This window comes from Halorubrum sp. SD626R, assembly GCF_001261915.1.
GTDB lineage: Archaea > Halobacteriota > Halobacteria > Halobacteriales > Haloferacaceae > Halorubrum.
Map to the genome: position 1 here is coordinate 28,250 of NZ_CVRT01000040.1, position 24,761 is coordinate 53,010.

Annotated in this window: 26 protein-coding genes and 2 tRNA genes; 12 read left to right on the plus strand and 16 right to left on the minus strand. The window is 69.9% G+C overall.

Annotated elements, in window-relative coordinates; translation table 11 throughout:
• Positions 1 to 59 precede the first annotated feature (59 nt).
• The 3 genes from SD626R_RS03350 to SD626R_RS03360 all read right to left on the minus strand — a co-directional run bounded on the left by SD626R_RS03350 (position 60) and on the right by SD626R_RS03360 (position 1,612).
• Positions 60 to 761: a helix-turn-helix domain-containing protein gene (locus SD626R_RS03350; protein WP_092563465.1), complete on the minus strand. Its 702-nt coding sequence runs from the start codon at positions 759 to 761 to the stop codon at positions 60 to 62.
• A 168-nt stretch (positions 762 to 929) separates the two neighbouring features.
• Positions 930 to 1,208 carry a DUF7521 family protein gene (locus SD626R_RS03355; protein WP_092563468.1) on the minus strand — a complete coding sequence of 93 codons (279 nt, stop codon included), beginning with the start codon at positions 1,206 to 1,208 and terminating at the stop codon, positions 930 to 932.
• Positions 1,205 to 1,612, minus strand: coding sequence for a winged helix-turn-helix domain-containing protein (locus SD626R_RS03360; RefSeq protein ID WP_092563471.1), 408 nt, complete (start codon positions 1,610 to 1,612; stop codon positions 1,205 to 1,207). The genes SD626R_RS03355 and SD626R_RS03360 overlap by 4 nt, the downstream gene beginning before the upstream one ends.
• Positions 1,613 to 1,724: 112 nt before the next feature.
• Here SD626R_RS03360 and SD626R_RS03365 point away from each other — a divergent pair, with 112 nt between their 5' ends.
• The 3 genes from SD626R_RS03365 to rnhB all read left to right on the plus strand — a co-directional run bounded on the left by SD626R_RS03365 (position 1,725) and on the right by rnhB (position 4,650).
• Positions 1,725 to 3,359, plus strand: coding sequence for a potassium channel family protein (locus tag SD626R_RS03365; RefSeq protein ID WP_092563474.1), 1,635 nt, complete (start codon positions 1,725 to 1,727; stop codon positions 3,357 to 3,359).
• 113 nt (positions 3,360 to 3,472) lie between these two features.
• A complete protein-coding gene (locus tag SD626R_RS03370) occupies positions 3,473 to 3,844 on the plus strand; it encodes a 30S ribosomal protein S8e (RefSeq protein WP_092563477.1) in 372 nt (123 codons plus the stop codon).
• Between the two features lie 71 nt (positions 3,845 to 3,915).
• Positions 3,916 to 4,650 (plus strand): ribonuclease HII, encoded by a 735-nt coding sequence (rnhB, locus tag SD626R_RS03375; protein WP_092563480.1) that lies wholly within the window; start codon positions 3,916 to 3,918, stop codon positions 4,648 to 4,650.
• Between the two features lie 15 nt (positions 4,651 to 4,665).
• On the opposite strand, the gene SD626R_RS03380 is transcribed toward rnhB, so the two are convergent.
• From SD626R_RS03380 to SD626R_RS03400, 5 genes are all read right to left on the minus strand, one after another.
• Complete coding sequence (locus tag SD626R_RS03380) at positions 4,666 to 5,397, minus strand: TMEM165/GDT1 family protein (protein WP_092563483.1); 732 nt, start codon at positions 5,395 to 5,397, stop codon at positions 4,666 to 4,668.
• A gap of 183 nt (positions 5,398 to 5,580) precedes the next feature.
• Complete coding sequence (locus SD626R_RS03385) at positions 5,581 to 7,182, minus strand: preprotein translocase subunit SecD (RefSeq protein WP_092563486.1); 1,602 nt, start codon at positions 7,180 to 7,182, stop codon at positions 5,581 to 5,583.
• Positions 7,182 to 8,063 carry a protein translocase subunit SecF gene (gene secF, locus SD626R_RS03390; RefSeq protein WP_092563489.1) on the minus strand — a complete coding sequence of 294 codons (882 nt, stop codon included), beginning with the start codon at positions 8,061 to 8,063 and terminating at the stop codon, positions 7,182 to 7,184. Before secF ends, SD626R_RS03385 begins: the two co-directional genes overlap by 1 nt.
• Before the next feature lie 70 nt (positions 8,064 to 8,133).
• Positions 8,134 to 8,631 (minus strand): DUF5812 family protein, encoded by a 498-nt coding sequence (locus SD626R_RS03395; protein WP_092563570.1) that lies wholly within the window; start codon positions 8,629 to 8,631, stop codon positions 8,134 to 8,136.
• Between the two features lie 78 nt (positions 8,632 to 8,709).
• Positions 8,710 to 9,294, minus strand: a complete 585-nt coding sequence (locus tag SD626R_RS03400) for a DUF8056 family protein (RefSeq protein WP_092563492.1) — start codon at positions 9,292 to 9,294, stop codon at positions 8,710 to 8,712.
• An 81-nt stretch (positions 9,295 to 9,375) separates the two neighbouring features.
• On the opposite strand from SD626R_RS03400, the gene SD626R_RS03405 reads away from it, so the two are divergent.
• Positions 9,376 to 10,032, plus strand: a complete 657-nt coding sequence (locus SD626R_RS03405) for an undecaprenyl diphosphate synthase family protein (protein WP_092563495.1) — start codon at positions 9,376 to 9,378, stop codon at positions 10,030 to 10,032.
• A gap of 45 nt (positions 10,033 to 10,077) precedes the next feature.
• Here SD626R_RS03405 and SD626R_RS03410 read toward each other — a convergent pair whose 3' ends face one another.
• From SD626R_RS03410 to SD626R_RS03425, 4 genes are all read right to left on the minus strand, one after another.
• A complete protein-coding gene (locus tag SD626R_RS03410; protein WP_092563498.1) occupies positions 10,078 to 11,244 on the minus strand; it encodes an inorganic phosphate transporter in 1,167 nt (388 codons plus the stop codon).
• 411 nt (positions 11,245 to 11,655) lie between these two features.
• Positions 11,656 to 11,726: transfer RNA gene (locus SD626R_RS03415), tRNA-Gly, on the minus strand.
• A 94-nt stretch (positions 11,727 to 11,820) separates the two neighbouring features.
• Entirely contained in the window at positions 11,821 to 13,119 is a 1,299-nt protein-coding gene (locus tag SD626R_RS03420) for an RNA-guided endonuclease InsQ/TnpB family protein (RefSeq protein ID WP_092563501.1), read from the minus strand.
• Positions 13,120 to 13,444: 325 nt separating this feature from the next.
• Positions 13,445 to 14,170: an enoyl-CoA hydratase/isomerase family protein gene (locus tag SD626R_RS03425; protein ID WP_092563504.1), complete on the minus strand. Its 726-nt coding sequence runs from the start codon at positions 14,168 to 14,170 to the stop codon at positions 13,445 to 13,447.
• A gap of 59 nt (positions 14,171 to 14,229) precedes the next feature.
• On the opposite strand from SD626R_RS03425, the gene SD626R_RS03430 reads away from it, so the two are divergent.
• The 7 genes from SD626R_RS03430 (at position 14,230) to SD626R_RS03460 (ending at position 20,051) form a co-directional block, all read left to right on the plus strand.
• Positions 14,230 to 14,895 (plus strand): DUF7114 family protein, encoded by a 666-nt coding sequence (locus SD626R_RS03430; protein WP_092563507.1) that lies wholly within the window; start codon positions 14,230 to 14,232, stop codon positions 14,893 to 14,895.
• Positions 14,896 to 14,991: 96 nt separating this feature from the next.
• A tRNA-Thr gene (locus SD626R_RS03435) sits at positions 14,992 to 15,063 on the plus strand.
• Between the two features lie 640 nt (positions 15,064 to 15,703).
• Positions 15,704 to 16,660 carry an HhH-GPD family protein gene (locus tag SD626R_RS03440; RefSeq protein ID WP_092563573.1) on the plus strand — a complete coding sequence of 319 codons (957 nt, stop codon included), beginning with the start codon at positions 15,704 to 15,706 and terminating at the stop codon, positions 16,658 to 16,660.
• Between the two features lie 87 nt (positions 16,661 to 16,747).
• On the plus strand, positions 16,748 to 17,146 hold the full coding sequence (locus SD626R_RS03445; protein ID WP_092563510.1) for a DUF5778 family protein: 399 nt from the start codon (positions 16,748 to 16,750) through the stop codon (positions 17,144 to 17,146).
• 26 nt (positions 17,147 to 17,172) lie between these two features.
• Entirely contained in the window at positions 17,173 to 17,826 is a 654-nt protein-coding gene (locus SD626R_RS03450; RefSeq protein WP_092563513.1) for an alpha/beta hydrolase, read from the plus strand.
• 51 nt (positions 17,827 to 17,877) lie between these two features.
• On the plus strand, positions 17,878 to 19,146 hold the full coding sequence (gene eis, locus SD626R_RS03455) for a GNAT family N-acetyltransferase (protein WP_092563515.1): 1,269 nt from the start codon (positions 17,878 to 17,880) through the stop codon (positions 19,144 to 19,146).
• Positions 19,147 to 19,205: 59 nt separating this feature from the next.
• Positions 19,206 to 20,051 carry a DUF7547 family protein gene (locus tag SD626R_RS03460; RefSeq protein WP_092563518.1) on the plus strand — a complete coding sequence of 282 codons (846 nt, stop codon included), beginning with the start codon at positions 19,206 to 19,208 and terminating at the stop codon, positions 20,049 to 20,051.
• Positions 20,052 to 20,086: 35 nt separating this feature from the next.
• Here the strand turns inward: SD626R_RS03460 and SD626R_RS03465 are convergent, their stop codons facing one another.
• The 4 genes from SD626R_RS03465 to SD626R_RS03480 all read right to left on the minus strand — a co-directional run bounded on the left by SD626R_RS03465 (position 20,087) and on the right by SD626R_RS03480 (position 23,729).
• Positions 20,087 to 20,836, minus strand: coding sequence for a sugar phosphate isomerase/epimerase family protein (locus tag SD626R_RS03465; RefSeq protein WP_092563521.1), 750 nt, complete (start codon positions 20,834 to 20,836; stop codon positions 20,087 to 20,089).
• 236 nt (positions 20,837 to 21,072) lie between these two features.
• The gene (locus tag SD626R_RS03470; RefSeq protein ID WP_092563524.1) at positions 21,073 to 21,516 is read right to left on the minus strand and encodes a DUF3592 domain-containing protein; all 444 of its coding nucleotides are present in this window, start codon (positions 21,514 to 21,516) and stop codon (positions 21,073 to 21,075) included.
• Positions 21,517 to 21,642: 126 nt separating this feature from the next.
• A complete protein-coding gene (locus SD626R_RS03475; RefSeq protein ID WP_092563527.1) occupies positions 21,643 to 22,713 on the minus strand; it encodes a methionine synthase in 1,071 nt (356 codons plus the stop codon).
• On the minus strand, positions 22,713 to 23,729 hold the full coding sequence (locus SD626R_RS03480; RefSeq protein ID WP_092563530.1) for a 5-methyltetrahydropteroyltriglutamate--homocysteine methyltransferase: 1,017 nt from the start codon (positions 23,727 to 23,729) through the stop codon (positions 22,713 to 22,715). Before SD626R_RS03480 ends, SD626R_RS03475 begins: the two co-directional genes overlap by 1 nt.
• A gap of 111 nt (positions 23,730 to 23,840) precedes the next feature.
• Between SD626R_RS03480 and SD626R_RS03485 the strand changes: the two genes are divergently transcribed.
• Complete coding sequence (locus SD626R_RS03485) at positions 23,841 to 24,755, plus strand: ABC transporter substrate-binding protein (protein WP_092563533.1); 915 nt, start codon at positions 23,841 to 23,843, stop codon at positions 24,753 to 24,755.
• Positions 24,756 to 24,761 lie beyond the last annotated feature (6 nt).

Here is a 24,761-nt window from a genome sequence, read left to right on the forward strand (position 1 = left end):
GCGCCGGCGGCTTCAGGGCCGCGGTTCGGGCGGGTCGGCGGACCGTCTCCCCGAGACGCTCACAGCGCCTGCAGGTCGGCGAGGCAGTCGTCGAGGTCGCGGGTCGACGTCGCCAGCGAGAAGCGGTCGACGCGCGCGAGGTCGGCGGCGTGCTCCCACAGGTCCTCGGCTTCGATCCCGTGGAGGACGACCGCGTTCGGCGTCGGGCTCACGACGCGGAGCGCGACAAGCGGCGACTCGCCGCGGGTCACGCCCGTGAACACGAGCGCGCGGTTCGTCGACTGGCCGTACAGCCGGTAGAACTCCTCGCTGGAGAGCCGCGTGATCGCCTCGATGGAGTTGATCACGGTGTGGCCGTTGACGGTGTCGCGCTCCCCGCGGACGACCTCCGTGGCGTCCATCGCCTCGTAGAACTCCTCGACCGGCACCGCGGTGGCGTACTCGCGGAGGTCGTGGACGATGTCGCTCTCGAAGCCCGCCGAGAGCACGCGGGCGTACTGGCGGAGGCGCCCGCCGCCGCGCCGCTCGTCGATGTCCAGGAGCCCGTCGACGATCCGGCGCACGACGCCGATCCCCGGGCTCTCGCGCCGACCGCTCTCGTAGTCGGAGATCACCGACGAGGAGACGTCGAGCTGGTCGGCGAGCTCTGTCTGTGAGACGTCGAAGTCGGTCCGCCACTTCCGGAGCGTCGCCCCGGGGTCGTCGCTGAGCGTTATCTCGCCGGCGATCCGGCGGGAGAGCTCCTCGCGTGCGTCGCTCATGAGACGAATCGAGGGCGGAGCGCCGCAAAAGGCTACCGAAAACGGGGTTCGTCGGACGTCGACAGCCACCGGATCGAGGGCGGCTCCGAACTGCCGGCGGCGGCTCCGAACGGTCGACGGCGACCTCGGCAAGTCGATCCCGGTTCCGAACGGTCGACGCCGGCGAGGTCACTCCACGTACAGCGAGTAGACGATGACGCCGAAGCCGACCGCGGTCAACAGGCTGTTGATCGCGATCCCGACCGCCAGAGAGGCGCCGATGATCTGGTGAGAGACGCCGCCGATCAGCGCGCCGACGGTCACGGTCCCGAAACCGATCCCGAGCGCGCGCAGCGACGGGTCGCCCGTTCTGCCGTACGCGCTGAGCGCGTAGTAGGTGATACTGCCACCGAGCACGAGGATGGCGGTCTTTGCCACGATGATGGCGAGGTCGATGTGCGTTGTCATGTTTCCTCTCGCAGTTCCGACCACAGGTCGGCCAGCCGTTCGTCCCGCGTGCGCTCCGGGCGGGAGAACTCGACGGTGAGCTCGCGGGCCTCGTCCGCCTCGCCGTCCGCGTCGCCCTCGCCGTCGAGCGAGACCGTCACGGCGTCGAACGAGACGGAGTAGCGCGTCGTGTGCTGTCCGTCGCGGCGGATGTCCGTCGACTCCCGGAGCAGGGAGGCGTCGGTGAGCTTCTCCAGCTTCCGGTACGTCGTCGACAGGGGGATGTCGCACTCCTCGGAGAGGTCGCTCGCCGTCTTCGGCTCGGTGAGCGCCGTCACGATCCGGCGCGCGGCGTCGTCGGCCAGCGCGTCCAGCACGTCGTCGACCGACGGGGGGTCCTCCTCGCGCGACGGGTCCCGCACCATGTCCCGGCGTTGGGTCCCCCCGCGTCTTAAACCACCGAACTTCCGCTCCCGCGGATAGGTTTGCCGCCCAGACGCGGCCCGCTTTTGTGGATGGGCCGCGTACGACTGGTCGATGGACTCGTGGAAGCGCCGCGTCGGCGGGTACTTCACCTTCGTCCTCTTCGTGCTAGTCTTCACCGCGGTCGTCTACCGCTACGGGATGCGGGTGTACGAGGGCGACGCGATCACGATGATCGAGGCGCTGCGCTTCTCGGTCGAGATGTTCACCACCACGGGGTTCGGCGGGGACTCTCCGTGGGAGAGCCAGCGGCTGAACGCGTTCATCGCCGTGATGGACCTCGTCGGGATGGTGCTTTTGATCGGCGCGCTGCCGGTCGTAGTGACGCCGCTCTTGGAGGAGGCGTTCTCGACGACGGTTCCCACGTCGCTGGACGACGGCCTGTCGGGTCACGTCGTCATCTGTTCCGACACCTCGCGGTCGGCGGCGCTCACCGCCGAGTTCGACTCCCACGAGATCCCGTACGCGTTCGTCGAGCCGGACGACGACCGGGCCGCAGAGCTTCAGGAGGCGGGCCGGACGGTGATCCGCGCGGACCCGGAGTCGACGCAGGGGCTGGCGGCCGCGAACCTCGCCGACGCGCGGGCGCTGGTGACGGACGTCTCCGACCAGGTGGACGCGAGCATCGTGCTGGCCGCAAAGGAGCTGTCGCCGGACGTGCGCGTCATCAGCGTCGTCGAGGACCCGACCCGCGAGCGGTACCACCGGCTCGCGGGCGCGGACGAGGTGCTCTCCCCGCGGTCGCTGCTCGGCGAGAGCCTCGCCGCGAAGGTGACGACGGCGCTCCAGACCGACCTCGACGAGGCGGTCGCGATCGGGGACTCCCTGCAGCTCGCGGAGGTGGCGGTCCCGCACGGGAGCCCCCTCGCCGGCTCGACGCTCGCCGACAGCGGGATCCGCGAGCGCGCCGGCGTCAACGTTATTGGGATGTGGGTCGACGGCGAGTTCGACGCGGCGCCCCCGCCGGACGCGACGCTGTCGGCCGGGACGGTCCTGCTCGTCTCCGGCCGGCCGGACCAGCTGGAGCGGCTCGTCGACCTGACGAACTCCGCCACGCGGCGGTTCGGCGCGGGCGAGACCGTGGTCATCGGATACGGCCAGGTCGGCCGCGCGGTCGCCGAGACGGTCGCCGACGCCGACCTCCCCGTCACGGTCGTCGACCGGGAGGACGCCGAGGGCGTCGACGTGGTCGGCGACGCGACCGACCCGGAGACGCTGCGCGCCGCCGGCGTGGAGTCGGCGCGCACCGTCGTGCTCGCGCTGCCGGACGACACCACGACGGAGTTCACGACGCTCGTGGTCCGGGACTTAGCGCCGAACACGCAGGTGCTCGCCCGCGTCGAGGAGGCCCCGAGCGTTCGGAAGATGCACCGCGCGGGCGCGGACTACGTCCTCTCGCTCGCGACCGTCACCGGGCGGCTGTCGGCCTCGACCGTCATCGAGGACCGCGACGTGCTCTCGCTCAACCAGCAGATCGAGGTCGTCAGGAGCCGCGTGCCGCGGCTCGCCGGCCGGACGATCGGTCGGGCGAACGTCCGCGAGGCGACCGGCTGCACCGTCATCGCGATCGAGCGCGACGACGAGACCATGACCGAGATCGGTCCCGACACGCGGATCGGTCCGGACGACGAGCTGGTCGTCGTCGGCACCGACGAGGGGATCCGGTCGTTCGAACGGCAGTTCGCGTGAGCGCCGCTCGAACCCCTCGGTCGCGTCGTGACGAGGGCGTCCGCCCGTCACGCGCCGGCTCGGCGCCGAGGCGAGTCGAACGCTTCAAGTATTCGCTGGCTGTTCGTACCTGTATGAAAGACCAGGGACGCTCCACGCGCAAGCGGACGGGCGGCCGACTCAAGCACGCCTCGAACAAGAAGCGCCACCAGCTCGGCCGCGAGCCCGCCGAGACCACCGTCGGCGAGACGCGCGTCCAGTACATCGACTCCCGCGGCACGGAGAAGAAGGTCCGCGCGCTCTCGACGAACGTCGCGCAGGTCGCCGACGGCGGCGAGGTCAGCGAGGCCGAGATCGAGAACGTCGTCGAAAACCCCTCCAACGTCAACTACGCCCGCCGGAACATCGTCACCAAGGGCGCCGTCATCGACACGTCCGCCGGCCGCGCCCGCGTCACCTCCCGTCCCGGCCAGACCGGCCAGGTCAACGCGGTCCTGATCGACTGAGCGGCGTCCCGGTCGACCGCCGCCGACCCGCTTTCTGAACGTATTTACCCCTCCCCGACGACGAGTGACGCGTGTACCTCGGCGTCGACGAGGCGGGAAAGGGCCCGGCGCTCGGGCCGATGGTCGCCGCGGCCGTGTTCGCGGCCCCGTCGAGCCTCCCGGCCGACGTCGACGACTCGAAGCGGCTCTCCCCCGAGCGGCGCGAGGCGATGGCCGAGGCGATCCGCGGGAGCGACCGCGTCGCCGTCGGCGTCGCGTTCGTCGAGCCGGCCGAGATCGACCGCCCCGACACCGACATGAACACGCTCACGGTCCGCGGACAGGCGCGGGCGGTGCGGGCCGCGCTCGCCGAGACCGAGGGGCTCCCCGCCGGTGAACCGTCCGAGGACCCCGTCCGCGTCGTCGCCGACGCGGGCGACACCAGCGAGGCGCGGTTCGCGCGGCGGCTCGGCGAGTTCGTCGAGGGCGGGGTCAGGGGTCCCGACACCGGCGGCGACGAGCGCGCTTCCGCTCACCCCGCGGTCGACGTCGAGGCTTTCCACGGCGCCGACGAGGCGGACCCGGTCGTCGGCGCGGCGAGCGTGGTCGCCAAGGTGGCCCGTGACGCCCGGATGGCGGCGATCGACGACCGGTACCCGGCGTACGACGGCGTCGGGAGCGGCTACCCGAGCGACCCGACGACGCGCTCGTTCCTGCGGGCGTACGTCGCCGACAGGGGCGACCTCCCCGACTGCGCCCGGCGGTCGTGGGCGACCTGCGACGACGCGTTGGCGGCGGCCGAGCAGTCGGCGTTAGACGAGTTTTAGCCGGAAGCCGAGCCCCTACGCCAGCGTCGAGACCGCCCCGCTCACGGCCCCGATGAACGTCTCCCAGACGGAGACGCCGGCGACGATCGAGAGGACGGTGTCGGCGCCGAAGAAGGCGAACAGCGCCGCGGACACCATGTGCGCGCGCCGCACGTCGAACCGGTGGGCGAACGTGTGGAAGAAGTAGGCGTTCGCGAGGCTGATCGGGATGATCGCGAGCATCTCGCCCACCCAGATGGCGGAGGTCACGCCGTACTGCGCCGCCAGCCCGATCGTGACGAGCTGCGTCTTGTCGCCGAACTCGCCGGTGGCGGTGAGCACGAAGATCGGGAGGAACCCCCCGAGAGACCCCCTGTACCTGTCGAGCGGTCCGGGGAGCGTCACCGAGTCGAGGTCGGCGTAGCCGGCGTCGGCCGCCCCGGCGGCCGGCGACCCCGTGCCGCCGTCGCTGGACGCGACCCGGTCCGATTCGCGGTCGGGCATCGATCGGTACAGCAGGTACGCGAACGCGAAGAACAGGGCCGCGGTCACCGCGTCGAGCACGACGCCCGGCAGCGCGGCCTGTAGCGCCCGTCCGAAGGCGATCTCGACGGCGGTCCAGCCGGCGAACGCCGACGCGGCGGCCGCGACGACGATCTTCGGGTCGTACCGCGTCGACAGCGCGGCGATCATGAACTGCACCTTCTCGCCGGGAAGCACGGCCAGCTGGGCCGCGAACGCGACTATCAGTATCTCGGTGTAGGTCATGCGTTCACGTCCTCCCGACGGTCGTCGGTCGAGCCCCGCTTCGCGAGGCGGCCGCGGTCGTCATGGTCGGTTTAGACGAGTCTAAATTAAGAGTTTGTCGGCTCTCCGTTCTCGGTGCTGCCCAGAGCGACGCGATCGAAATGCGGCCGGGGGGGCGACGGGGCCGACCGCTCCCGCGACGACTCACCGGATCGTCAGCAGGCGGCGCAGGATGTCGCCGTAGGCGGGCCGGGTGATCAGGACGCCGATCAGGACGCCGAGGATGGTGAAGATCGCGAACCCGGAGAGATCCCCGAGCGAGAGCACCATGAGCGGCGACATCGCGACGATCGTCGTCGCGGCGGCGGCACCGATGACCCAGAAGGCCCGGCGGAACCGGGAGTTGAACACCTTCCGGGAGTTCACCTCGCCCTCGCTCATCACCTCGTCGGCGATGATCACGAGGTCGTCGACGCCGGTCCCGACGACCGCGATGAAGCCGGCGATGACCGCCAGCTCGATCGGGTAGCTCACGAGGGCGGCGAAGCCGAGCAGCGCGTACACCTCCGCGAGCGCCGTGACGATCATCGGCAGCGCCACCGCGGGCTCGCGGTAGCGCAGGAACACCATCCCCGCGACCGCGAACACCGCGAGGATCCCCGTCACCAGCGAGTAGTTCTTGTAGTTCTCCCCCTGCGCGGCCGAGATGGTGCTGGAGGTCCCCTCGCCGCTGATGTCGAGCTCCGCCGGCAGCGCGCCGGCGCGCAGGTTGACCGAGATCTCCTGCGCCGTCGTGAACTCGGGCGTGGTCAGCTGGAAGTTCGCGGTGTCGGCCCACGAGCCGCTCGCCATGCTGTCGGCGAGCCCAGGGTCCATCCCGAAGGAGTTGACGACTTCGCCGTTGACGGTGAGCAGGAGACAGGGGTTCGAGTTCTCGATCTCGCCCGTCTCGGGGTTGTACTGACAGCGGTCCGCCTCGGACTGATACGCCGAGGGGAAGCCGCGGTCGACGACCGCCTGCTGGAACGTCGCGGCGGGCGACTGCTGACCGCCGGAGGCGGTGTTTCTCACGTTCACCGGCACGTACGAGCCCGTGCCGCGGTCCCGCTGCGAGGCCGTCCCGATGTTCTCGAAGTCGTCCTGGGTGAGCACCGCCTCGTCGACGGCGGTGCCGTTCCCGCTCGGGTACGCGATGTCGATCTGGACCGTCCCGCGCTCCTGGAGCAGCGAGACCACGTCGCTCCGGTTCTCGCCGGGCACCTCGACGAGGATGAAGTACTCGCCGGTGAGCGACTGGACCTGCTGGACGCTCCCGCCCGAGAGCCCCGCCTCGTTGATCTTCCCCTCGATGATGCTCTGGGTGAGGTCCCGGGTCTCGGCCGTCACGCCGGGGCGGACGCCCTCGTAGGAGTAGCCCGAGGCGTCCATCGCCGCCCGGAACTCGTCTTCGCTCACGGACGGGTCGGTGACCTCGACCGCACGCACGTCCTCGTTTACGCTCGACCCCATGTCGCGGAGCTGCACGTCGTCGAGTTCGTCGGCGACCGCCTGTTCGACCGTCACGGGATCGTCGCCGCCGAAGTCGACGCCGGTGGCGGTGTACCCTTCGAGCGGGGCCCGGACGCGGGTGCCGCCCTCTAGGTCCAGCCCGTACTGGAGGTTGGTGATCCCCTGGCTGGCCTCGCTCTGGTTCTCGCCCGGCGCGGTCTCGGGGCCGAACTGCGGGGCGAACAGCGCGACCGACGCGCCGGCCACGACGACGACTAAGAGGAGGATGCGCCAGTTGTTCTTGATCGGCTCAAGCATCAGCGCTTCACCCCCTCGAACTTGTACCAGCGGAGCAGCGAGACGTTCAGCAGGTACGTGTTCATCAGGTCGGCACAGAGCCCGACCGCGAGGATGATACCGATGTTCCGCAGGAGGTCGACGCCGAAGACGGTCGCGACGATCGCCATCACGATCATCGCGGCCATCGACGTGAGCGTCATCGTGACCCCGGTCCGCATCGCGCGGCTCACCGACTCGTAGAAGTCGCCGGTCCGGCGCAGCACGGAGTTGTTCAACAGGATGTCGGAGTCGACGCTGTAGCCGATGATCATCAGCAGCGCCGCGATCGTCCCGAGCGTCATCTGGATCCCGAGGAGGTTCATCACCGCGACGGGGATGACCAGGTCGGAGAACGCCGAGGCGACCACCGCGATCGAGGGAACGAACGTCCGGAACAGCGCGAACACGAGCACGCTCATCCCGAGGAACGCCAGCGCGACGCCGAAGACCGCGGTCCGCGCCGTGTCGCCCGCGAAGCTCGGGGACACCTGGTCGATCGCCGTCGTGGTCAGTCCCGCGTCGTCGGCCTGTTGCGCGAGCTCCTCCGCCAGCCCCTCGGGGTCGTCGTCGGCCGCCCGGAAGGTGACGACGAACACGTCGTCCGCGGGGATCGACCGGATCGAGTCGGGCTGCCTGTCGAACTCGGTCTCGATTCGTTCTTCGACGTTACCACCGTCGTCGGCGATCCGGAGCTCGACGCCGCCCGTGAACGCCAGTCCGAGGTTCGCCGGCGCTCCCGTGACGAGATACCAGCCGAGGATGATCGCGAGCGCGAGAACGAGGACCGCGAGCGGGATCGCCACGAGCTGCCGGTTCGAGTACTCGGTGTAGTTGACCTCCGGTACGTCGATCGCTACCATAAATAGCGGTTCCTGCGCGGGCGCGAATAAGCCTTCTCACTCGCCCGCGACCCGACCTCCCGAGACCGACTCACGGCATGTACCGCACGCTGACCACCCCCGGCTCGGAGCGGACCTCGACGCGGTTCACCCCGAGCCGGGCGGCTCTGGACAGCGTCGCCTCGCGATCCTCGATCACGTCGGCGACCGCGTCCTCGGTGTCCGCCTCGGGCGGCGTCAACACGTGGACCTCCCCCTCGCCCGCGCGGGGCTCGCGGGCGAGCTCCCCCGTCGGCGTCTCCGCCGCGAGCTCGCGCTCGTGGACGGTCGGCGGCTCCTCGCTCTCTTCGATCGAGAGCTGCCGCCGCTCCGCCACCTCGATCACCCGGTACGTGACCTCCATCGGCGGGTCGGGCGCGACGGTCGCCTCGATCGCGTCGTCGACGTCGAGTCCGGGGTTCGAGCTCAGCGTGTGGACCTGCCCGTCGTGAACGTCTTTCAGCACCGCCGAGTCGCTCTCGACGTGCGTGACGAGGAACGTGCTCTCCTTCCCGTCCGCGGTCTCCGTCCCGTCGGCGTCTCCCGCCATGTCCGCGTCGGTCCGCTCCGGCTCGTCGGTCATTACCCCGTGGTAGGCGACCGACCCTTTTCGGGGTTTCGAGGCGCGTCAGTCGTCGTCGATCGCCGTATCGTCCGCCGAAGTCGGCGGCTCGCCCGTGCCGCCCGCGTCGTCGGCCGCGCCGTCGTCGGTCACGCGAAGCCGGTAGTGGACCGCGAACACGACGGCTGCGGCGGCGACCGGGGGGACGATCCCGGCGGGCCGCGGGAGCGCGTAGAGGGCGCCGACGACCGCGGACTCGGTCGGCTCGCGGAGCTCCGCGGGCGCGGAGATGACGAGGCCGGCGTACAGCGAGGCGAGGAAGAGGAAACCGCCGTACGCCAGCTTCCGGTCGTACCCCGGCTTCACCGGGTCGCCCCGTCGGTGACGGCGCGCGACGAACAGCAGCGGCGCGAGCAGCGGCGCCACCGCGGCGAAGCCGGCGATCACGTACAGCGACCGCGAGAACAGGAACGTGCCGCCCTGCACGTCGGCCGTCTCCGCCATCCAGACGACGAGCGCGAGGGTGACGACCGTCGCGATCAGCCCGGCCGCGAGCGCGCCGACGACCCCGTACACGCGCATGGTCCACGAGTCGGTGTGCCGGATCGCGTAGGGGATCGCGCCGAACACCCCGCGGTAGCTGTCTGCCATCGCCGCAGTTAGGGCCGACGGCGAATTAAACCCCTCGTCAGCGGACGTGAGCTTTTAGCCCCGGCGACGGGACCACCCCACGTGGGCCTGTACGACGCGTACCTCGCCGTCGGCCACCGACTCCACGACGGGGAGCCGCCGGCACACGTCGCGATCGTCGTCACCGAGCGCGACCTCCTCGTCGACGGCGCGTTCGACACCCTCGCCGAGGCGCTCGGGTGGGCGCTGGAGTACGGCGCCGAGCGCGTCACCGTCTCGGTCTCGGTGCTCGACGAATCCGTGGTCCCCACGCTCACGCGCGAGCTCCGTCGACTCGACGCGCCCGCCCCGTTCGTCGTTCGGGGTCCGGACGACGCGGCCGTCGCGGAGGGCACCGACGGCGACGGGGATGAGGGCGCCGATGCCGGCACCGCCGACGCCCCTATCAGAATCACGGTCGGGCTCGGCGGCAAGGCGGAGTTCGCGGCCGCGGTCCGCGAGATCGCGAGCGACGTCGACGCCGGGGCGCTCGATCCGGGGTCGATCGACGCGGACGACGTCACGGACCGGCTCGTGTTCCCGGAGGAGCCGGACCTCGTGATCAAGACGGGCGCGGAGCGGCTCTCCGACTTCGCCATCTGGCAGTCGGTGTACGCCGAGCTCTACTTCACCGACGTGAACTGGCGCGATTTCAGGAGACGGGACTACCTACGCGCGGTCCTCGACTTCCAGGACCGACAGCGCCGGTTCGGTCGGTGAGCGATTCGGCCGGTGAGCGGTTCTGGAACGTCGGCCGGCCGCGCCCTACCAGACGAACCGGAACAGCAGCGTGAAGGTGACGAGCGCCCCGACGGTCGAGAGGATCGGGACGACGTTTTGCATCAGGACGACGCGCGCGCTCGTGCTCGGGTTGAACAGGTCCGACGCTGAGGGGACGTCGGTGGGGTCGCCCTCGCCGATCGGGGCCGTCTCGTCGGCCTTCAGCGCGCCGACGGACACCTTCGGCTCCTTCTCGCCGCTGATCCCCTGTCTCACCGTGACGCTCCGCGTCGCGCGCCCCCAGCCGAGCCCGACGATCGACATCGTCGCGATGATGACGAACGACGCCGGGATTCCGACCGCAGAGAGGCTGATGACGATCCCGGAGGAGACGCATGCGACGACGATCGCCGCGGTCAGCGGGAGGTCGGTGATGTCGTTGCCGAGCGTGTCGAGCGTCCGCCGCGCGATCGTGAACGCGCCGACCGCGACCGCGGCGCTCCCGAGCAGGATCATCGGCGTCATCTCGACGTTGTCGAGCGCGACGAGCGGCGCGATCGCGTTCGCGATGTTCGAGGTGCCTGACGAGAAGGCCATCAGGCAGCCGATGGCGATGACGACGAACCCGCCCACGAGCTCGCGCCGGGTCGTGTTGGGACCCGGGACGGGCTTCGGGATCGGGCCGGAGCGGTCGAACTCGAACAGCGCCCCCTCCGTGCTGTCGATCGCCACCCAGCTGTCGATGGCCGGGTAGAAGTAGCGCCCGACGACCCCGGAGACCCAGAAGCCGATGATCGGTGCGACGATCCACCAGATGGCGATCTCGCCCATCACCGCCCGGTCGAGGGTGCCCGTCGCGAGCCCGAGCCCCGCGATCGCACCGACCGCCGTCATCGAGGTCGACGCGGGGACGCCGGCGAAGTTCCCGACGAACAGCGCGCCGCCGATGAAGAAGAGGACGACAATGCTCGTCTCCAGCGTGAACACGCTGCCCCCGGTGACGAGGTCCTCTCCGAGCGTCGTCACGACGCGCTGCCCGAGCGTGCCGGCGCCGACGAAGAAGAACACCGACATCAGCGCCGCGGCGCCGGACTTCGAGAGCACTCCGGAGCCGACGGCCGGCCCGAACGCCGGACCGGTCGTGGCACCACCGATGTTGTACCCGACGAACGCCGCGACCACGAACCCGACGAGAAGTAAGGCCTCAACCATATACTCGCTACAACACGGCACGACCGGTTAAACGAACAGGTTCGCGCCTACGACGGTGGAGCGTTCTCGCGGCCCGGCCACCGGCTTCGCGAGTTTGGCGCTACCTAGCGAATGTGGTTCGCAAAATGCACCGGCCGAGACTCCACGCGAGCAGAGAGGGACCGGAGGTCCCTCTTGCAGCCGGCGCGTAGCGCCGGCGACGAAGCGAACGTGGAGTCAGGGCGGTGCACGACCGAGGGGAGTTCGTCGAACGGAGTGAGACGAACGCCGACTGACGGAGTCAGTCGGAAGTGCACCGGCCGAGATTTGAACTGCGGAAAGACGGTCCTGCTCGCTCACTCCGCTCGCTGCGCGGGCTGCGTCTTTCTAAGTTCAAATCGCTCGGTGATTTCTCTCACTTCGTTCGAGAAATGCACCGGCCGAGATTTGAACTCGGGTTGCAACCATGGCAAGGTTGCGTGATACCACTACACTACCGGTGCGTGCTTCGCATTCGGTGGATGGTCGGAGGATCACTTAAACCTTTGACTTCCTCCCACGGCTTCAGCCGTGTGATTCCTCCGGTGGGGATGCTGGCTATATCGCGCCCACGGAGGCAAGTTTCCCATCATCGGTACTCCGGTTTGTGCGCTTCTCGTTGGGACTTGCCCTCTCAGGAGAGTGTGATAGCTCCGACCAGTTGTGGTCGTCCCACTTGAGACGCACGGGCCGAGCCATCGACCCAACGGATTCACCAGCCTGTCGTTCGAGGAACGTACGAGACGCGCACAGATCGGCGTGAGCTTCGTGACCGCACGGACACCGAAACAGGTCACCGTCTCTGTCTGTGGCGTCCCGCTCGCCACACACCGGGCACGTTCGGGTTGTGTCGGCTTCTGACCGCACCTCGACAGTGATGCCGTATTCCTCGGCAGCCTGCGAGAGTTGTTTGATGAACGCCCGAAATGCCCAAAACTGGTGCGTTTTCGCGTTCACTTCGGCGCACCAGTGCGTCGAGAGAACGTCGGTAAGGTCACCCACGTACACCGTGGCGACCCCTTCGGCGTAGAGTCGGTCCAGCAGGTCTCGAACTAGTGCATCCTGTGCGTGGTCGCGCCGCCGTGTCCGTTTGCGATACAGTCGCCGTATCCGCCGACTGCTGTATCGTCCCTCGCGGAGTTTCGACTGTAGACGAGCGATTTCGTCGGTCGTCTCGCGGAAGCGGTCGAACAGGTCGCGGCCTTCGTAGAGGTATTGCTGGCCGGTCGTGCTAGTACAGGCAACGAGATTATTGGCGCCCACGTCCAGCGCGGCTTCGTGAGAAGCCAGTGGTGAATCCTGTCGAGAATCAGGCACAGTAACAGGCTGAAAGGCCCTGAACGTGTCGTCTATCTCGTCGTACTGTATCTCCAAGCGTCCCTGTTGGCCGTCCCATTTCGGAGCGCCGCAGACTTCGAGGCGGAGCCGGTCGTGATAGCCCAAGCCGTACTCGTCTTTCAGGGCGTGGCCGACTGGTATCTCGACTCGTGACCGTTCGCCAGTTTCCAGTGTGTACTGGTCGTTGCGGATGAACGTGCGTAGCTCGCGGCCATCCTCCTCGTTGCCCCAGTAGCCCGGGGCAGCAGTGTCCTCGCCGTTGTCGCAGGCGGCGAAAAACGACTTCCATGCCGATTTGTTTTTCCGAATGGTCTGCTGTGCGGTTGCAGAGCCGAGAACGTCGACGTACTGTTTCCGGTAGTCGGTAGTATCCCACACGGATTCGCCGTCGAAGAATTGCTGGCGGCGCTCGTAATTCAATTCGTTCCACAGGCTCGCAGAAGCATCCAACAGGTCCAGCAGTAGCCGCTTGTCGTCGTCAGATAGCGGGCGTACCGCGAACGTGTTGGTTCGCCTCACGACGATAGATGTTTGTAGATGTGTGTCTAAATGTCTTTTGGACACAAATGCGCCCGAACATCGACATATCACACACACTGAATGGAAGAGTGAAAGACCTCGCCAAACAGAAAGATATGGCCCTTGATGAAGCTTACCGGGAGATTATCGAAGCGGGTCTGGACGCGGTGGAACATCCAGACGAGTCGTAGTGCGTGGTTTGCTACGATGTGCTGTCGGTTGGACCCACCCCTGAAAGGGTGAAATTCCGCTCGCTACATGTCACATCCGAGCGATCGCGGACAGATGGTGCAGATTCGGGTAAGGCGACGGGGTTCCGATCGACCTACTCCCCGCGAGCCGCCGCGATCTCACCGCCGTGCGCCCGGACGAGGGCGGCGAACGCCTCGGCCTCCGCGTCCTCTTGGATCGCGTCGTCGCGGCGGTCGCGCACCCGACGCTTGATCGCGCGCACCGCGTCGGGCTCCCCGGTCGCGATCGCATCGGCGACGGCACGCGGGTCGTCGACGACGCGGGAGACGAGCCCGGTTCGGAGCGCCTCGTCGGCGTCGAGGACGCGGCCCGAGAGCGCGAAGTCGAGGGCGTCGCCCTCGCGCATCACCCGCGGGAGTCGGACCGTGCCGCCCCACGCGCCGAACAGCCCGAACTCGACGCCCGGCTCGGCGAACGTCGCCGCCGGGGTGGCGACCCGGACGTCGGCGGCGAGCGCGATCTCGACGCCGCCGCCGCGGGCCGCGCCGTCGATCCCGCAGACGACGACCGTGTCGGCGCCCGCGATCGCTGCAGCGGTGCGCTGGCCCTCCCGGGCGAACGACTCCGGCGTGTCCGCGTCGCCGCTGGGACCCTCCGCGTCGGCGAGTGCGGCGACGGCGTCGAGGTCGGCGCCGGCACAGAAGGCGTCGCCGGCGCCGCGGAGGTACGCGACGGGCGCGTCGGCGTCGGTGACGGCGCGTCGGAGCGCGCGCAGGTCCTCGGGCCGGAGCGCGTTCCGGCGCTCGGGGCGGTCGATCGTGACGACGCGGACACGGTCGTCGGTGCGGGTGCGGATCACGGCGTCGTATCCCGGTCGTTTCCAAAGGTCTTTGCCCTTCGCTCGACTACCTGACGGCAATGGACGATGCCGCGCGAGCGCGTGAGGCCGCTCACGAGGCGCTCGCGGATGTCGAGCCCGAGCAGCTGCACGAGGCCCTCGAACGCCGCATCCTGGACGCGGCCGTGACGCCCGGGGTGCTGGCGCTGGTCACGGCCCGCGCGGTCGACCCCGACGTGAACCCCGGCGAGGTCGTCGACCGCGCGGCGGGCGTGCAGCTCATCTACGAGGGGCTCCGGCTCACCCGGACGCTGGCCCACGAGGAGCCGTGGGTGACCGCGCCGACGCACGAGACCGACATCGACGCCGACATGGACGTGCTCACGGCCGACGTGCTCGTCTCGCGCGGCTTCTCGCTGCTCGCGTGCACCGAGGCGGCCGGCGCCGCGGTCGAGGTCGTGCGCGCGTTCGGCCGCGACCAGACGCTCCGCGACCGCGAGGGGACCGACCCCGCGGCGGCGACCGCGCTCGACCGGAACCTGGAGGTCGACGCCCTCGAACTGGCGGTCGTCGCCGGCACCACCGCCGTCGGCGGCGACCCGCCGGAGGAGCTGCTGACGTACGCCCGCGAGCTCGCGGCCGACTACGACGGCGAGTTCCCGCCGCCGGGGCGCGCGCTCCCGGACGCGACCGCCGACCGCATCGCGGACATCTCCGACCGCGCCGTGAGCGCGACGGACCGATGATGTCGCCCGACGGCGGCGGGACCGTGTGTGTCTCCGTGACGGGACGCCCCCGAATCGAAACCACTAAAGTCGACTCCCGTCAACGGATGCTTGCGCGCCTGGGTAGCTTAGCGGTAAAGCGCGTCCTTGGTAAGGACGAGACCCCGAGTTCAAATCTCGGCCTAGGCTCTTCCCGATTTTATCGGCCCCGATAATGAGATTCGACGGGCTCTTCGACCGCGCCGCCGAGTTCGATGTCGATATCGAGGCGGTGAGCGCGGCGCTCGCGGAGCGTCGATCGGTCGCTGACGACTCCGAGGACTCGGCGGGCGACACCGCCGAGGGTGACATCTCCCCGCTCGACCGCGAGCCGAGCCCCGCCCGGGTCGTCGCCGACGCAGACGCCCTCGCGGCCGACCTCCTCGTCGGCGGCGCGGCCCGCGAGGCGCTCGACGCGCTACGGGCGCACTCGTGGACGACGCTCGTCGCCAGCGACGCGCTGCTCGACGACGCCGAGGCGGTGATCGCCGCGCTCGCGGACCCCGCCCTCGCGGCCGACTGGCGCGACGCGGTCGAGGCGTGGCGCGAGCCGGTGGCGCATCCCGCCGGCGACCACCCGGCGCTGGCGTCGGCGTACCGCGGCGCCGCGATGCAGGTCGTGAGCCTCGACCCGTCGCTCACTGGGGCGCGGGCCGCGGCCGGGCTCCGCGACCGACTCCCGGTGAGCGTCCGGGAGCCGCGGGCGTTCGCGACCGTCTTCTCGGCCGAGAAGCTCTACCCCGAGGTCGGCGGCGGCGAGTACCCCGGCCCCGACCGCGACCCGCGCTCGATGGCGCCGGTTCGGACCGACGGGGGGACGGACGGACTCGCCGAGGGCGACGCCCCCGAGCTCCCGGCCGACCTCGGCGCGGTCCGCGAGGCGCTGACCGCGTGGTACGAGGCCGACCACCGCGACTTCCCGTGGCGGCGCACCGAGGACCCCTACGAGGTCCTCGTCAGCGAGGTGATGAGCCAGCAGACGCAGCTCGACCGCGTGGTCCCCGCGTGGGAGGACTTCCTCGACGAGTGGCCGACGACGGCCGACTTGGCCGCGGCCGACCGCGGCGACGTGGTCGCGTTCTGGTCCGACCACTCGCTCGGCTACAACAACCGCGCGAAGTACCTCCACGAGGCCGCCGGGCAGGTCGAGGACGACTACGGCGGCGCGTTCCCCGAGTCGCCGGACGAACTGCAGGAGCTGATGGGCGTCGGCCCGTACACCGCCAACGCGGTCGCCTCGTTCGCGTTCAACGACGGCGACGCGGTCGTCGATACCAACGTGAAACGGGTACTCCACCGCGCGTTCGCGGTCCCGGACGACGATTCGGCGTTCGAGCGGGTCGCCTCGCGGCTCATGCCCGCCGGCGAGTCCCGGGTCTGGAACAACGCGATCATGGAGCTGGGCGGCGTCGCCTGCGGAACGACCCCGCGCTGCGACGAGGCGGGCTGCCCGTGGCGCGGCTGGTGTCACGCGTACGAGACGGGCGACTTCACCGCCCCCGACGTGCCGGAGCAGCCGAGCTTCGAGGGGAGCCGCCGGCAGTTCCGGGGGCGGGTCGTCCGGGCGCTCGGCGAGTACGACGAGCTGGCGCTCGGCGAGCTCGGTCCCCGGATCCGGGTCGACTACGCGCCCGACGGTGAGTACGGCCGGGAGTGGCTCCGCGGGCTCGTCGACGACCTCGCGGACGACGGGCTGGTCGCGGTCGACGAGGGCGGCGACGAGACGGCGGTTCGGCTCAGGGACTGAGTCGATTCGAGGCCGCCTCGGGGCCGAATAAGTACCGCCAACGTGTGAACCGTCACCCGTTTATCACCGGGGCCGGAACGAGGGGACATGAGCGAGACCGTCGACTCCGACCTCTACGCGCGGACGAAGGCGCTGCTGGAGCCGGGCGACATCGAACTCCTCGGCTGTATCGTTCACACGACGCTCGGCGGGGAGGAGGACTTAGAGATGCACGAGCTCACGGTCGCGATCAACGAGGTCATCGCCGACCACGCCGGGAAGGGCGAGGCGTACATCGAGGCCGGCAACGACGACACGAGCTTCTCCTCGAACCAGTTCCAGGGGCGCACCCTCGACGACGAGGAGTTCGTCTGGGAGTGCCAGCAGCTCCTCCGGGGCGGCAGCTTCGACCTCGTCTTCTACTACGAGGCGAACGTCGATCAGGAGGCGCTCGCGGCCGACCTCGCCGACCTCGACGACGTGGACCGCGTGACCCAGGTGCCCTGAGGCGGCGACAGCCTCCCCTCGAACCCGTGAGCGACACCGTCCTCGTCCCCGGCGGCCGCGACGTGCGCGCCACCCTCGACACCGCCGCGAGCGACGGCGGTGGCGACGCCACCGGGAACGGCTCCCGGGCCGACGCGGTCGTCGTCGCCTGCCCGCCCCACCCGCAGCAGCGCGGGCACCGCGGCGACGAGCGGCTGCGGGCGGTGAGCGACGCCCTGACCGACCGCGGGGTCGACTGCCTCCGGTTCGACTACGGCGACTGGGATGAGGGATACGGAGAGAGCACCGACGCCGACAGCGCGGTCGGCTGGGCGGCCGAGCGCTACGACCGCGTCGGCCTGTTCGGCTTCTCGTTCGGGGCGACGGTCGCGCTCGTGACGGCCGCCTCGCGCCCCGGCCTCGCCGGCGTCTGCGCGCTCGCGCCGACGGCTCGGCTGAACCCCGACGTCGACGCGGTCGCTGCGCTCGACGACCTGGTCGATCTGGGCGTCCCGACGCGGATCCTGTACGCGACCCGCGACTCGACAGCTGAGTGGAAGCCGGTCGTAGAGCGGGCCGAGGGGCTGGGAATCGAGACGGTCGCGTTCGAGTCCGACCACTTCTTCGTGGGACGCGCGGGAGCGGTGGGCGAGCGCGCGGCGGCGTTCTTCGAGCCGCGGCTGCGGACGGATCGCGGGTGACCGACGGTCGGTCCCGGGAAGACTTATTCCGCTCCCGCGAGCCGACCGCGTATGGAGTACCGACCCCTCCCCGACGAGCGCGCCGACGAGTTCGGCGCGTTCATGCGGTACGCGTTCGCTCCCGCCGAGGGCCCGTACGACCCCGAGGAAGCGGACGACCACGACACGATCGCCGAGCGGCGCGGGCTCTTCGACGCAGCCGACGACCCCGTCGCGGTGTGCGCGCACCACTTCTTCCCGCTGCGGATCCGCGGCGCCGACCGCGAGGTCGCCGGGCTCTCCGCGGTCGCTTCGCCGCCGGAGCACCGTCGGCGCGGGAACGTCCGCCGCGTGCTCCGCGAGTCGCTGACGGAGTACCGCGACCGGGGCGTCGCCGTCTCGACGCTGTGGCCCTTCGAGCACTCATTTTACGCGAGCTACGGCTGGGCGACCGCGAGCCGCTACCGCTCCCTCGCCGCGCCGCCCTGTCAGCTCGGGTTCGTCGACGACCTGATCGCGACCGACGGCGACGCGGCCGGGAGCTTCAGGCGGCTCGACGAGGGCGACTACGCCGCCGTGAAACCCCTGCTCGCGGCGACGGCGGAGCGCTACGACCTCACGATGGACTGGACCGAGGAGTGGTGGCGAGAGCGCGTCGTCCGGGGCTGGAAGAGCGACCCGTTCGTCTATGGCTGGGAGCGCGACGGGGAGCTCCGGGGGCTCTGTCGGTACTCGTTCGACGACGACCCCGACGACGCGGATGACGCGGTGATGCGCCTCTCCGACGTCGCCGCCGCCGACGACGAGGCGTGGTTCCAGCTCCTGCGATTCTGCCACAACCACGACTCGCAGGTGGCCGAGGTCCGGATCCGGGCCCCGCCGGACGCCCCCCTGATCGACCTCGTCGAGGACCCCCGCGCGGTCGACTGCGAGATCCGGACCGGCCCGATGGTCCGGCTCGTCGATGTCCCCGCCGCCCTCGACGGGCTCAGTCCCGACCCCGACGTCGAGGCGACCCTCTCGCTCGCGGTCGACGACCCCCTCGTCCCGTGGAACGACGCGACGTTTCGGGTCGCGGTCGCCGACGGGAGCGTCGCGGTCGAGCCGGTCGATACGGCCGAGGACGCGAACGCCGCGGGCGCGAACGACGCCGCCGGAAATCCGGACGACGCCGAGATCGACGTCGGCGCCCTCTCGCAGCTGTACGTCGGCTACCGCTCCGTTGACGAAGTCGTCCGGGCGGGCCGGCTCCGAGGCCCCGGCGACCGCCCCCTCGACGCCGCCGCCCCCCTCCGCGCGCTGTTTCCGCCGCGACCGACGCACTTCCGTGAGCGGTTCTGAGCGACGCTCGGGGGACTCCCCGGCCGGGCTTTTTATCCGCGCGCCGCGTACCCCGCGGTATGAGTTCCCGCGACGACCGACGCGACGACGAGCTCGAAGAGCGGCTCGACGAGCTCGAAGACGTGCTGGGCGAGCTCCGCCGCGACCTCGAAGAGAGCGAGCGGGACCGCCGCGGACCCCCGCGGCCGCCCAGCCTCTCCGATCTGGTCCGGTTCACCGAGCAGTACACCATTCCGACGGTCATCGCCCTCCTGGAGACGACGATCAAGTCGCTCGAACTGCTCCGGGGTACCCTCCGGCTCGCCGACCCCGGGCGGAGCGTCGCCGGCGAGGGCGGCGCGACCGCCGACCGCCTCGCCGACGTCCGCGACGGCGCGAGCGCCGGCCTCGCGCGGTCGCTCTCGGAGCTCCGGACCGCGCTCTCCGAGGCCGACCTCCCGGAGGAGGCCGCCTCGCGCTCGATCATCGCCGACGCCCGCGACCTCACGGCCGAGATCGAGTCGCGGATCGAGGAGGGCCGCCGGGAGGCCGACGCCGCGCGACGGGGGGGCCGGCGCGACGACCGCCGAAGCGGTCGGGACGACGGCGGACGCGAGGCGGCCGGTCGAGACGAGCGCGGCGGGCGCGACGACGACCCCTCCGGCGGCCGCGGGATCCGGATCGACGTGACCGATCCCGATTCGGACCCCGAGGCGGAGGCGGCCGACGACAAGGAAGCCGGGGACGACTCGGCGCCCGAGGTCGACGTCGAGTCCGAGCTGGAGTCGATCAAGCGGCAGATCGACGGTGACGCCGCGGACGCCGATGGCGATGCCGCGGACGACGAGGCCGGAGACGCCGCGACCGACGACGCGGTCGAGGGCGAGGACGGCGACGAGGACGCGGGTGACCGCGACGCGGACTGATTCCCCCGCGAGACGCACAGACTCGCCGCCCGCGCTCAGAAATCCGCGCTGAGTCGGTCAGCGACGCGCTCTGCGGAATCGACGAGCAGGGCGTCGTCGTCGGTGAACACCTCCAGCGCGACGGTGCCGTCGAACCCGTCGAGCTCGTCTGCCACGGCCCCGTAGTCGACCTCGCCGGCGCCGATCGGGAGGTGGGTGTCGCCGCGGCGGCGCACGTCGTGACAGTGGAGGTGGGAGACGCGGTCGCCGTGGGCGCGGAGGAACCGCGCGATCGCCTTGTCGCCGCCCTCCATGTACGCGTGGCCCACGTCGAAGCAGACCGGGGTGTCGGTCTCGCGGGCGATCTCGCCGAGGACGGAGAGCTGAAGCCCCGCGTGCTGGTGACCGACGTTCTCGACGACGACCTCGACGCCCGCCTCCCGGCCGGCGTCCGCGACCCGGAGTAGCTGCTCGGCGGCGACCTCGCGGAACGCGACGTCGTCGCGGTCGGCGGAGGTGGCGTGGAGGACCGCCTTCTCCGCGCCCAGATCACCGGCCGCCTCCAGGAGCCGCCGCTGGTAGTCGACGATGGCGTCGTTGACCTCGGGGACGTAGCTGGCCAGCCGCTGGCTGTACGGGAGGTGGACGAGCAGGTCGCGGCCGGCGAGCGCGTCGCCCAAGCGCTCGGGGTCGGTCTCGCCCGGCACGAGCGTCGGCTCGCCGACCCCGAGCTCGCAGAAGTCGAACCGCGCCGGCGACGCCGCGAGGCGGTCGAGGTCGTCGCCGACGGTGAGACCGATCTCCATGTCGACGGTGGGTGCGGCGGCGTGTTATAGGTGCTGCCGTCGACTCAGCGGCCCTGTCGCGATCCAGTTGGTAACTATTTCCCTCGATCGCTCAGTACAGGCTACCCACGTACCAGCCCGACACCCAAAAACACCATAATATTGTTACGAATCACGTGCGAGACTTAAAGCCAGAATATGAAGTAGTGATTCAGCGACCAAGCGGAAGGACATCACCCTAACGGAGCGGTTCGAAATTAAGAAGCGACGGATTTGTAGACTGGTCTTCCGATCAGGAATAGGCCCAAGATGCCGAATATAAGTGGTAGAGGGCTACTCTTTTTCTTAAGATACGATTTCGAGGGCGAGCCTTGCACGACATAGGCCGTGGTTGTCTCCCTGACATTGTACTGGTCAATTCTGTCTTCCGCGGCAGTCCTTGTGTCGGACGCTTTTGTTCCTATTCCCGGTCTGATGTTGTCGGAAGTGTATTGGGTTCCGTTGTACGTGTAGCTGTACGTGACGTGGGGGGTGTACCTGTCTCCCCTTTTTGAGGAATCCACGGTGACTGCTTTGCTCTCTACCGTGGCTTCAATCTGCACCCCGGACGAGAGGCTTTGTTGCTGAGAGTATGCCATGTATCCAGCAACTCCGAGCAGCACGATCCCCAGTATTATACTTATCAGGGACAGCTTCGACATATTAGCGATTGTTTAGACTACTGAATGGTAATTTCGACGTATTTCTCACTGCGCAACACGTGCAGTCGGAGCCTACCGGCTGGCTCAGCGGGACCGGTACCGAAATAAAAATTCGACAGCGCTGCTTCAGTCGTCGAGCGGGTCGTCGACGTCGATCGCGCCGGAATCGATCTCGGCCTCGACCTCGCGGACCGCGGTCACCATGTTTTCCATCTTGCCGTAGGCGATATCGCGCGGCAGGAGCTTCAGTCCGCAGTCGGGCGAGACCGTGAGCTTCTCCGGCGGGACGACGCGCAGGCCCTGCCGGATGTTCTCCTTGATCGCTTCGACCGACTCCACCTCGGCCGTGTGGGCGTCGACGACGCCGAGCGCGAGATCGGGCTCGAACTCGGGGTCAGTGAACGTCGGGATCTGCTCGTACTCGCCGTTGCACAGTTCCACGTCGAACTCGTCGATCGGGTAGTCGTTGATCTCGGGGTAGATCCGCGAGTAGTCGCCGTAACAGACGTGGAGGCCGATCCGCACGTCCTCGTCGATGCCCGAGACGATGCGTTCGAGCGCCTCGCCGACGATGGCGTGGTCCTCGGGCGTCGTCGCCAGCGCGGGCTCGTCGATCTGGATGTACCGCGCGCCCGCCTCGACCAGCTTCTCGACCTCCTCGTTGACGAGGTCGGCGAGGTCGTAGACGAGCTCCTCGGTGGAGGGGTACGCCTCGTTGAACGCCCAGAAGCCGAGCGTGTACGGCCCCGTGATCGGGACCTTGACCGGGCGCTCGGAGACGTCGGAGGTGAACTCGAACTCGTCGACGAGCCACGGCTCGTCGTACGCGACCTCCTCGACGACGGAGGGCTTGTCGAAGTAGTTGTGGCCCCACACCTTCACCGGGCCGTTGAACTCGTAGCCGTCGATGCGGTCGGCGAAGAACTCCACCATCTCGTTGCGGCGCATCTCGCCGTCGACGACCGTGTCGAGCCCGGCGCGCTCGTGCTCGCGCGTGACCAGCCGACAGGCGTCGTCGTGCGCCTCTTCGAGGTCCGACGCGTCGAACTTCGAGTCGGGGTCCTCGACGAGCTCGTCGGCGCGGTTGAGCCACTTCGGCTTCGGGTACGAGCCGACGACGGTCGTCAGCAGGAACGCGTCGTTCGGGTGGTCGTGCGGGCGGAACTGGTCTCGGTTGGCGTCTGGGTTTCGGACCATCAGTCGAGCACCTCCGCGGCGGCGGCCAGGGCGTTCAGCTTCGCGCGGTACTTGTTGGCGGGCAGGTAGAACAGCTCGGTGTTCGGGGTGAGGTACGTCCGGTCGAACCCCTCGGCGGGGACCTGCGACTCGAACCACTCGACGCGCTCCGCGACCGTCTCCGGCTCCTCGACGAGCGTGTTCTGCCCGTCGACGAGGCCGAGCGCGAGCGAGTCGGTGGCGCCGAACTCCTGGACGTTGTAGACGGTGTCGTCGCGGTCGCCGGCGACGAGGTCGAGCCCGAGCGCGTCGGCGCCCGCCTCGTCGACGAGGTGGGCGTACAGCTTCTCGCCGAGCGCGCCGTACGAGGTCTGGACGACCACGTCGGCGTCGGTCGCGTCGGCGACCGTCGCGATCGCGTCCGTCGCGGTCGACTCCGCCCCCTCGGCGGGCGGGTTCGTGACGAGCGACGGTTCAAGGAGGAACAGCGTCTCGTGGTCGGGGAACGCCGCCACCTCGCCCGCGAGGAACTCGGCGACCGCGGCCTGGAAGTCGGCCTCGTCGCCGTAGTGCTCGTTCGTCGCGAGGTCGGCGAGCGAGTACGGGCCGGGGAGCGTCGCCGCGAGCGACGCGTCGGCGGCGCCGTCGGCGTCGGCGAGCAGGTCGCCGGCCGCCTCCAGCTCGCGCGCCACGTCGCCGGAGAAGTCGAGGTCGTCGACGACGCGCGGGTCCCGGTAGAAGTTGTTGTTGTCGTAGTACCGCACGATCCCGCCGGTCTCGACGGAATCGTGCACCGTCAGCGGGTGCGCGATCATGTCGTCCCAGCGGCCCTGCCCCTCGACGACGCGGTCGAGGCCGGCGTCCAGCTGGTCGTCGACGAACTCCGCGCGGACCTCGTCGTACTGCTCGACGATCGCCTCGCCCTCGTCGCCGCTCAACAGGTCTCCCTTCTGGTGGCCCTTGAGCTCCGAGAGCGTCTCTTTCGCCCAGTCCGGGAGCGGGTACAGCCCCGGCGTGGCCGCGACACGTTGGGTCATCACCAGAGGTTCGATATGCCGCCGTATAATATTTGCTAATGCGTTTCATGTCTAGTGGTTATTCACCTCGCCGGGCCGAAGGGTTAAGCCGCCGGTCGGGGACCGATCCTCATGACCGTCGTCTCCCTGTTCCCCTCCGCGACCGAGCTGGCGGCCGCGCTCGGCGCGACCCCCGCCGCGGTCTCCCACCAGTGCGACCACCCGCCCGGGGTCGAGGACCGGCCGACCCTCACCGGGCTCGTCCGCGACCTCGACGCCGACCCCGCCGACCTCGACCGGATCGCCGCCCGCGACGACACCTACTACCTCGACGGCGACCGGCTCGCCGCGGCCGACCCCGACGTGATCCTCACGCAGGGCGTCTGCGCGGTCTGCGCGCTCGACGCCGGGCTCGCGCGCCGGGCTACCGAGTGTCTCGACCTCGACGCGGCGGTGCTCGACGTCCACGCCGACGACCTCGACGACGTCCTCGCGAACGTCGAGCGGGTCGGTGAGGCGGTTGGCCGCCCGGCGGCCGCGAGCGCGCTCCGCGACGACCTCGACGCCCGGATCGATGCCATCGCCGACGCGGTCCCCGCAACCCGGCCCCGCCCCCGCGTCGCCGTCCTCGACTGGACCGACCCGCTCCGTCACGCCGGGCTCTGGGTCCCCGATCTGGTCCGGATCGCCGGCGGGGAGCCCGGGCTCGTCGCGTCGAGCGAGCGGTCCCGAAAGGTGACCGCCGACGAACTGCGCGCCTTCGACCCGGAGGTCGTCGTCGTCGGGCCCTGCAGCGCCGACGTCGACGAGGCCGAGCGCGCGGCCCGCGACCTGCTGGCCCGAGAGGCGCTCGACGACGTGGCGGCGGTGCGGGACGGCCGCGTGTACGCGATGGACGGCACCGCCTACCTGAACCGCCACAGCCACCGCGTCGTCGACACGCTGGAGGCGCTGGCGACCGTGATTCGTCCCGACCGATTCGGGGAGTGCGACGAGAGGGTTCGGCGCGTCGACGCGGCGCCGGCCGGGGCCTCGCACGACGGGTGAGCGCGC

Bases quoted from the DNA above. Each gene is read 5' to 3' on its own strand.
- secF (WP_092563489.1), bottom strand. From the start codon at position 8,063: ATGGTAGCGATCGACGTACCGGAGGTCAACTACACCGAGTACTCGAAC.
- SD626R_RS03475 (WP_092563527.1), bottom strand. From the start codon at position 22,713: ATGGTCCGAAACCCAGACGCCAACCGAGACCAGTTCCGCCCGCACGAC.
- SD626R_RS03365 (WP_092563474.1), top strand. From the start codon at position 1,725: ATGGACTCGTGGAAGCGCCGCGTCGGCGGGTACTTCACCTTCGTCCTC.
- SD626R_RS03370 (WP_092563477.1), top strand. From the start codon at position 3,473: ATGAAAGACCAGGGACGCTCCACGCGCAAGCGGACGGGCGGCCGACTC.
- SD626R_RS03460 (WP_092563518.1), top strand. From the start codon at position 19,206: ATGAGTTCCCGCGACGACCGACGCGACGACGAGCTCGAAGAGCGGCTC.
- SD626R_RS03395 (WP_092563570.1), bottom strand. From the start codon at position 8,631: ATGGCGGGAGACGCCGACGGGACGGAGACCGCGGACGGGAAGGAGAGC.
- SD626R_RS03470 (WP_092563524.1), bottom strand. From the start codon at position 21,516: ATGTCGAAGCTGTCCCTGATAAGTATAATACTGGGGATCGTGCTGCTC.
- SD626R_RS03480 (WP_092563530.1), bottom strand. From the start codon at position 23,729: ATGACCCAACGTGTCGCGGCCACGCCGGGGCTGTACCCGCTCCCGGAC.
- SD626R_RS03410 (WP_092563498.1), bottom strand. From the start codon at position 11,244: ATGGTTGAGGCCTTACTTCTCGTCGGGTTCGTGGTCGCGGCGTTCGTC.
- SD626R_RS03350 (WP_092563465.1), bottom strand. From the start codon at position 761: ATGAGCGACGCACGCGAGGAGCTCTCCCGCCGGATCGCCGGCGAGATA.
- SD626R_RS03465 (WP_092563521.1), bottom strand. From the start codon at position 20,836: ATGGAGATCGGTCTCACCGTCGGCGACGACCTCGACCGCCTCGCGGCG.
- SD626R_RS03445 (WP_092563510.1), top strand. From the start codon at position 16,748: ATGAGCGAGACCGTCGACTCCGACCTCTACGCGCGGACGAAGGCGCTG.
- SD626R_RS03380 (WP_092563483.1), bottom strand. From the start codon at position 5,397: ATGACCTACACCGAGATACTGATAGTCGCGTTCGCGGCCCAGCTGGCC.
- SD626R_RS03430 (WP_092563507.1), top strand. From the start codon at position 14,230: ATGGACGATGCCGCGCGAGCGCGTGAGGCCGCTCACGAGGCGCTCGCG.
- eis (WP_092563515.1), top strand. From the start codon at position 17,878: ATGGAGTACCGACCCCTCCCCGACGAGCGCGCCGACGAGTTCGGCGCG.
- SD626R_RS03485 (WP_092563533.1), top strand. From the start codon at position 23,841: ATGACCGTCGTCTCCCTGTTCCCCTCCGCGACCGAGCTGGCGGCCGCG.
- SD626R_RS03360 (WP_092563471.1), bottom strand. From the start codon at position 1,612: ATGGTGCGGGACCCGTCGCGCGAGGAGGACCCCCCGTCGGTCGACGAC.
- SD626R_RS03385 (WP_092563486.1), bottom strand. From the start codon at position 7,182: ATGCTTGAGCCGATCAAGAACAACTGGCGCATCCTCCTCTTAGTCGTC.
- SD626R_RS03400 (WP_092563492.1), bottom strand. From the start codon at position 9,294: ATGGCAGACAGCTACCGCGGGGTGTTCGGCGCGATCCCCTACGCGATC.
- SD626R_RS03355 (WP_092563468.1), bottom strand. From the start codon at position 1,208: ATGACAACGCACATCGACCTCGCCATCATCGTGGCAAAGACCGCCATC.
- SD626R_RS03440 (WP_092563573.1), top strand. From the start codon at position 15,704: ATGGCGCCGGTTCGGACCGACGGGGGGACGGACGGACTCGCCGAGGGC.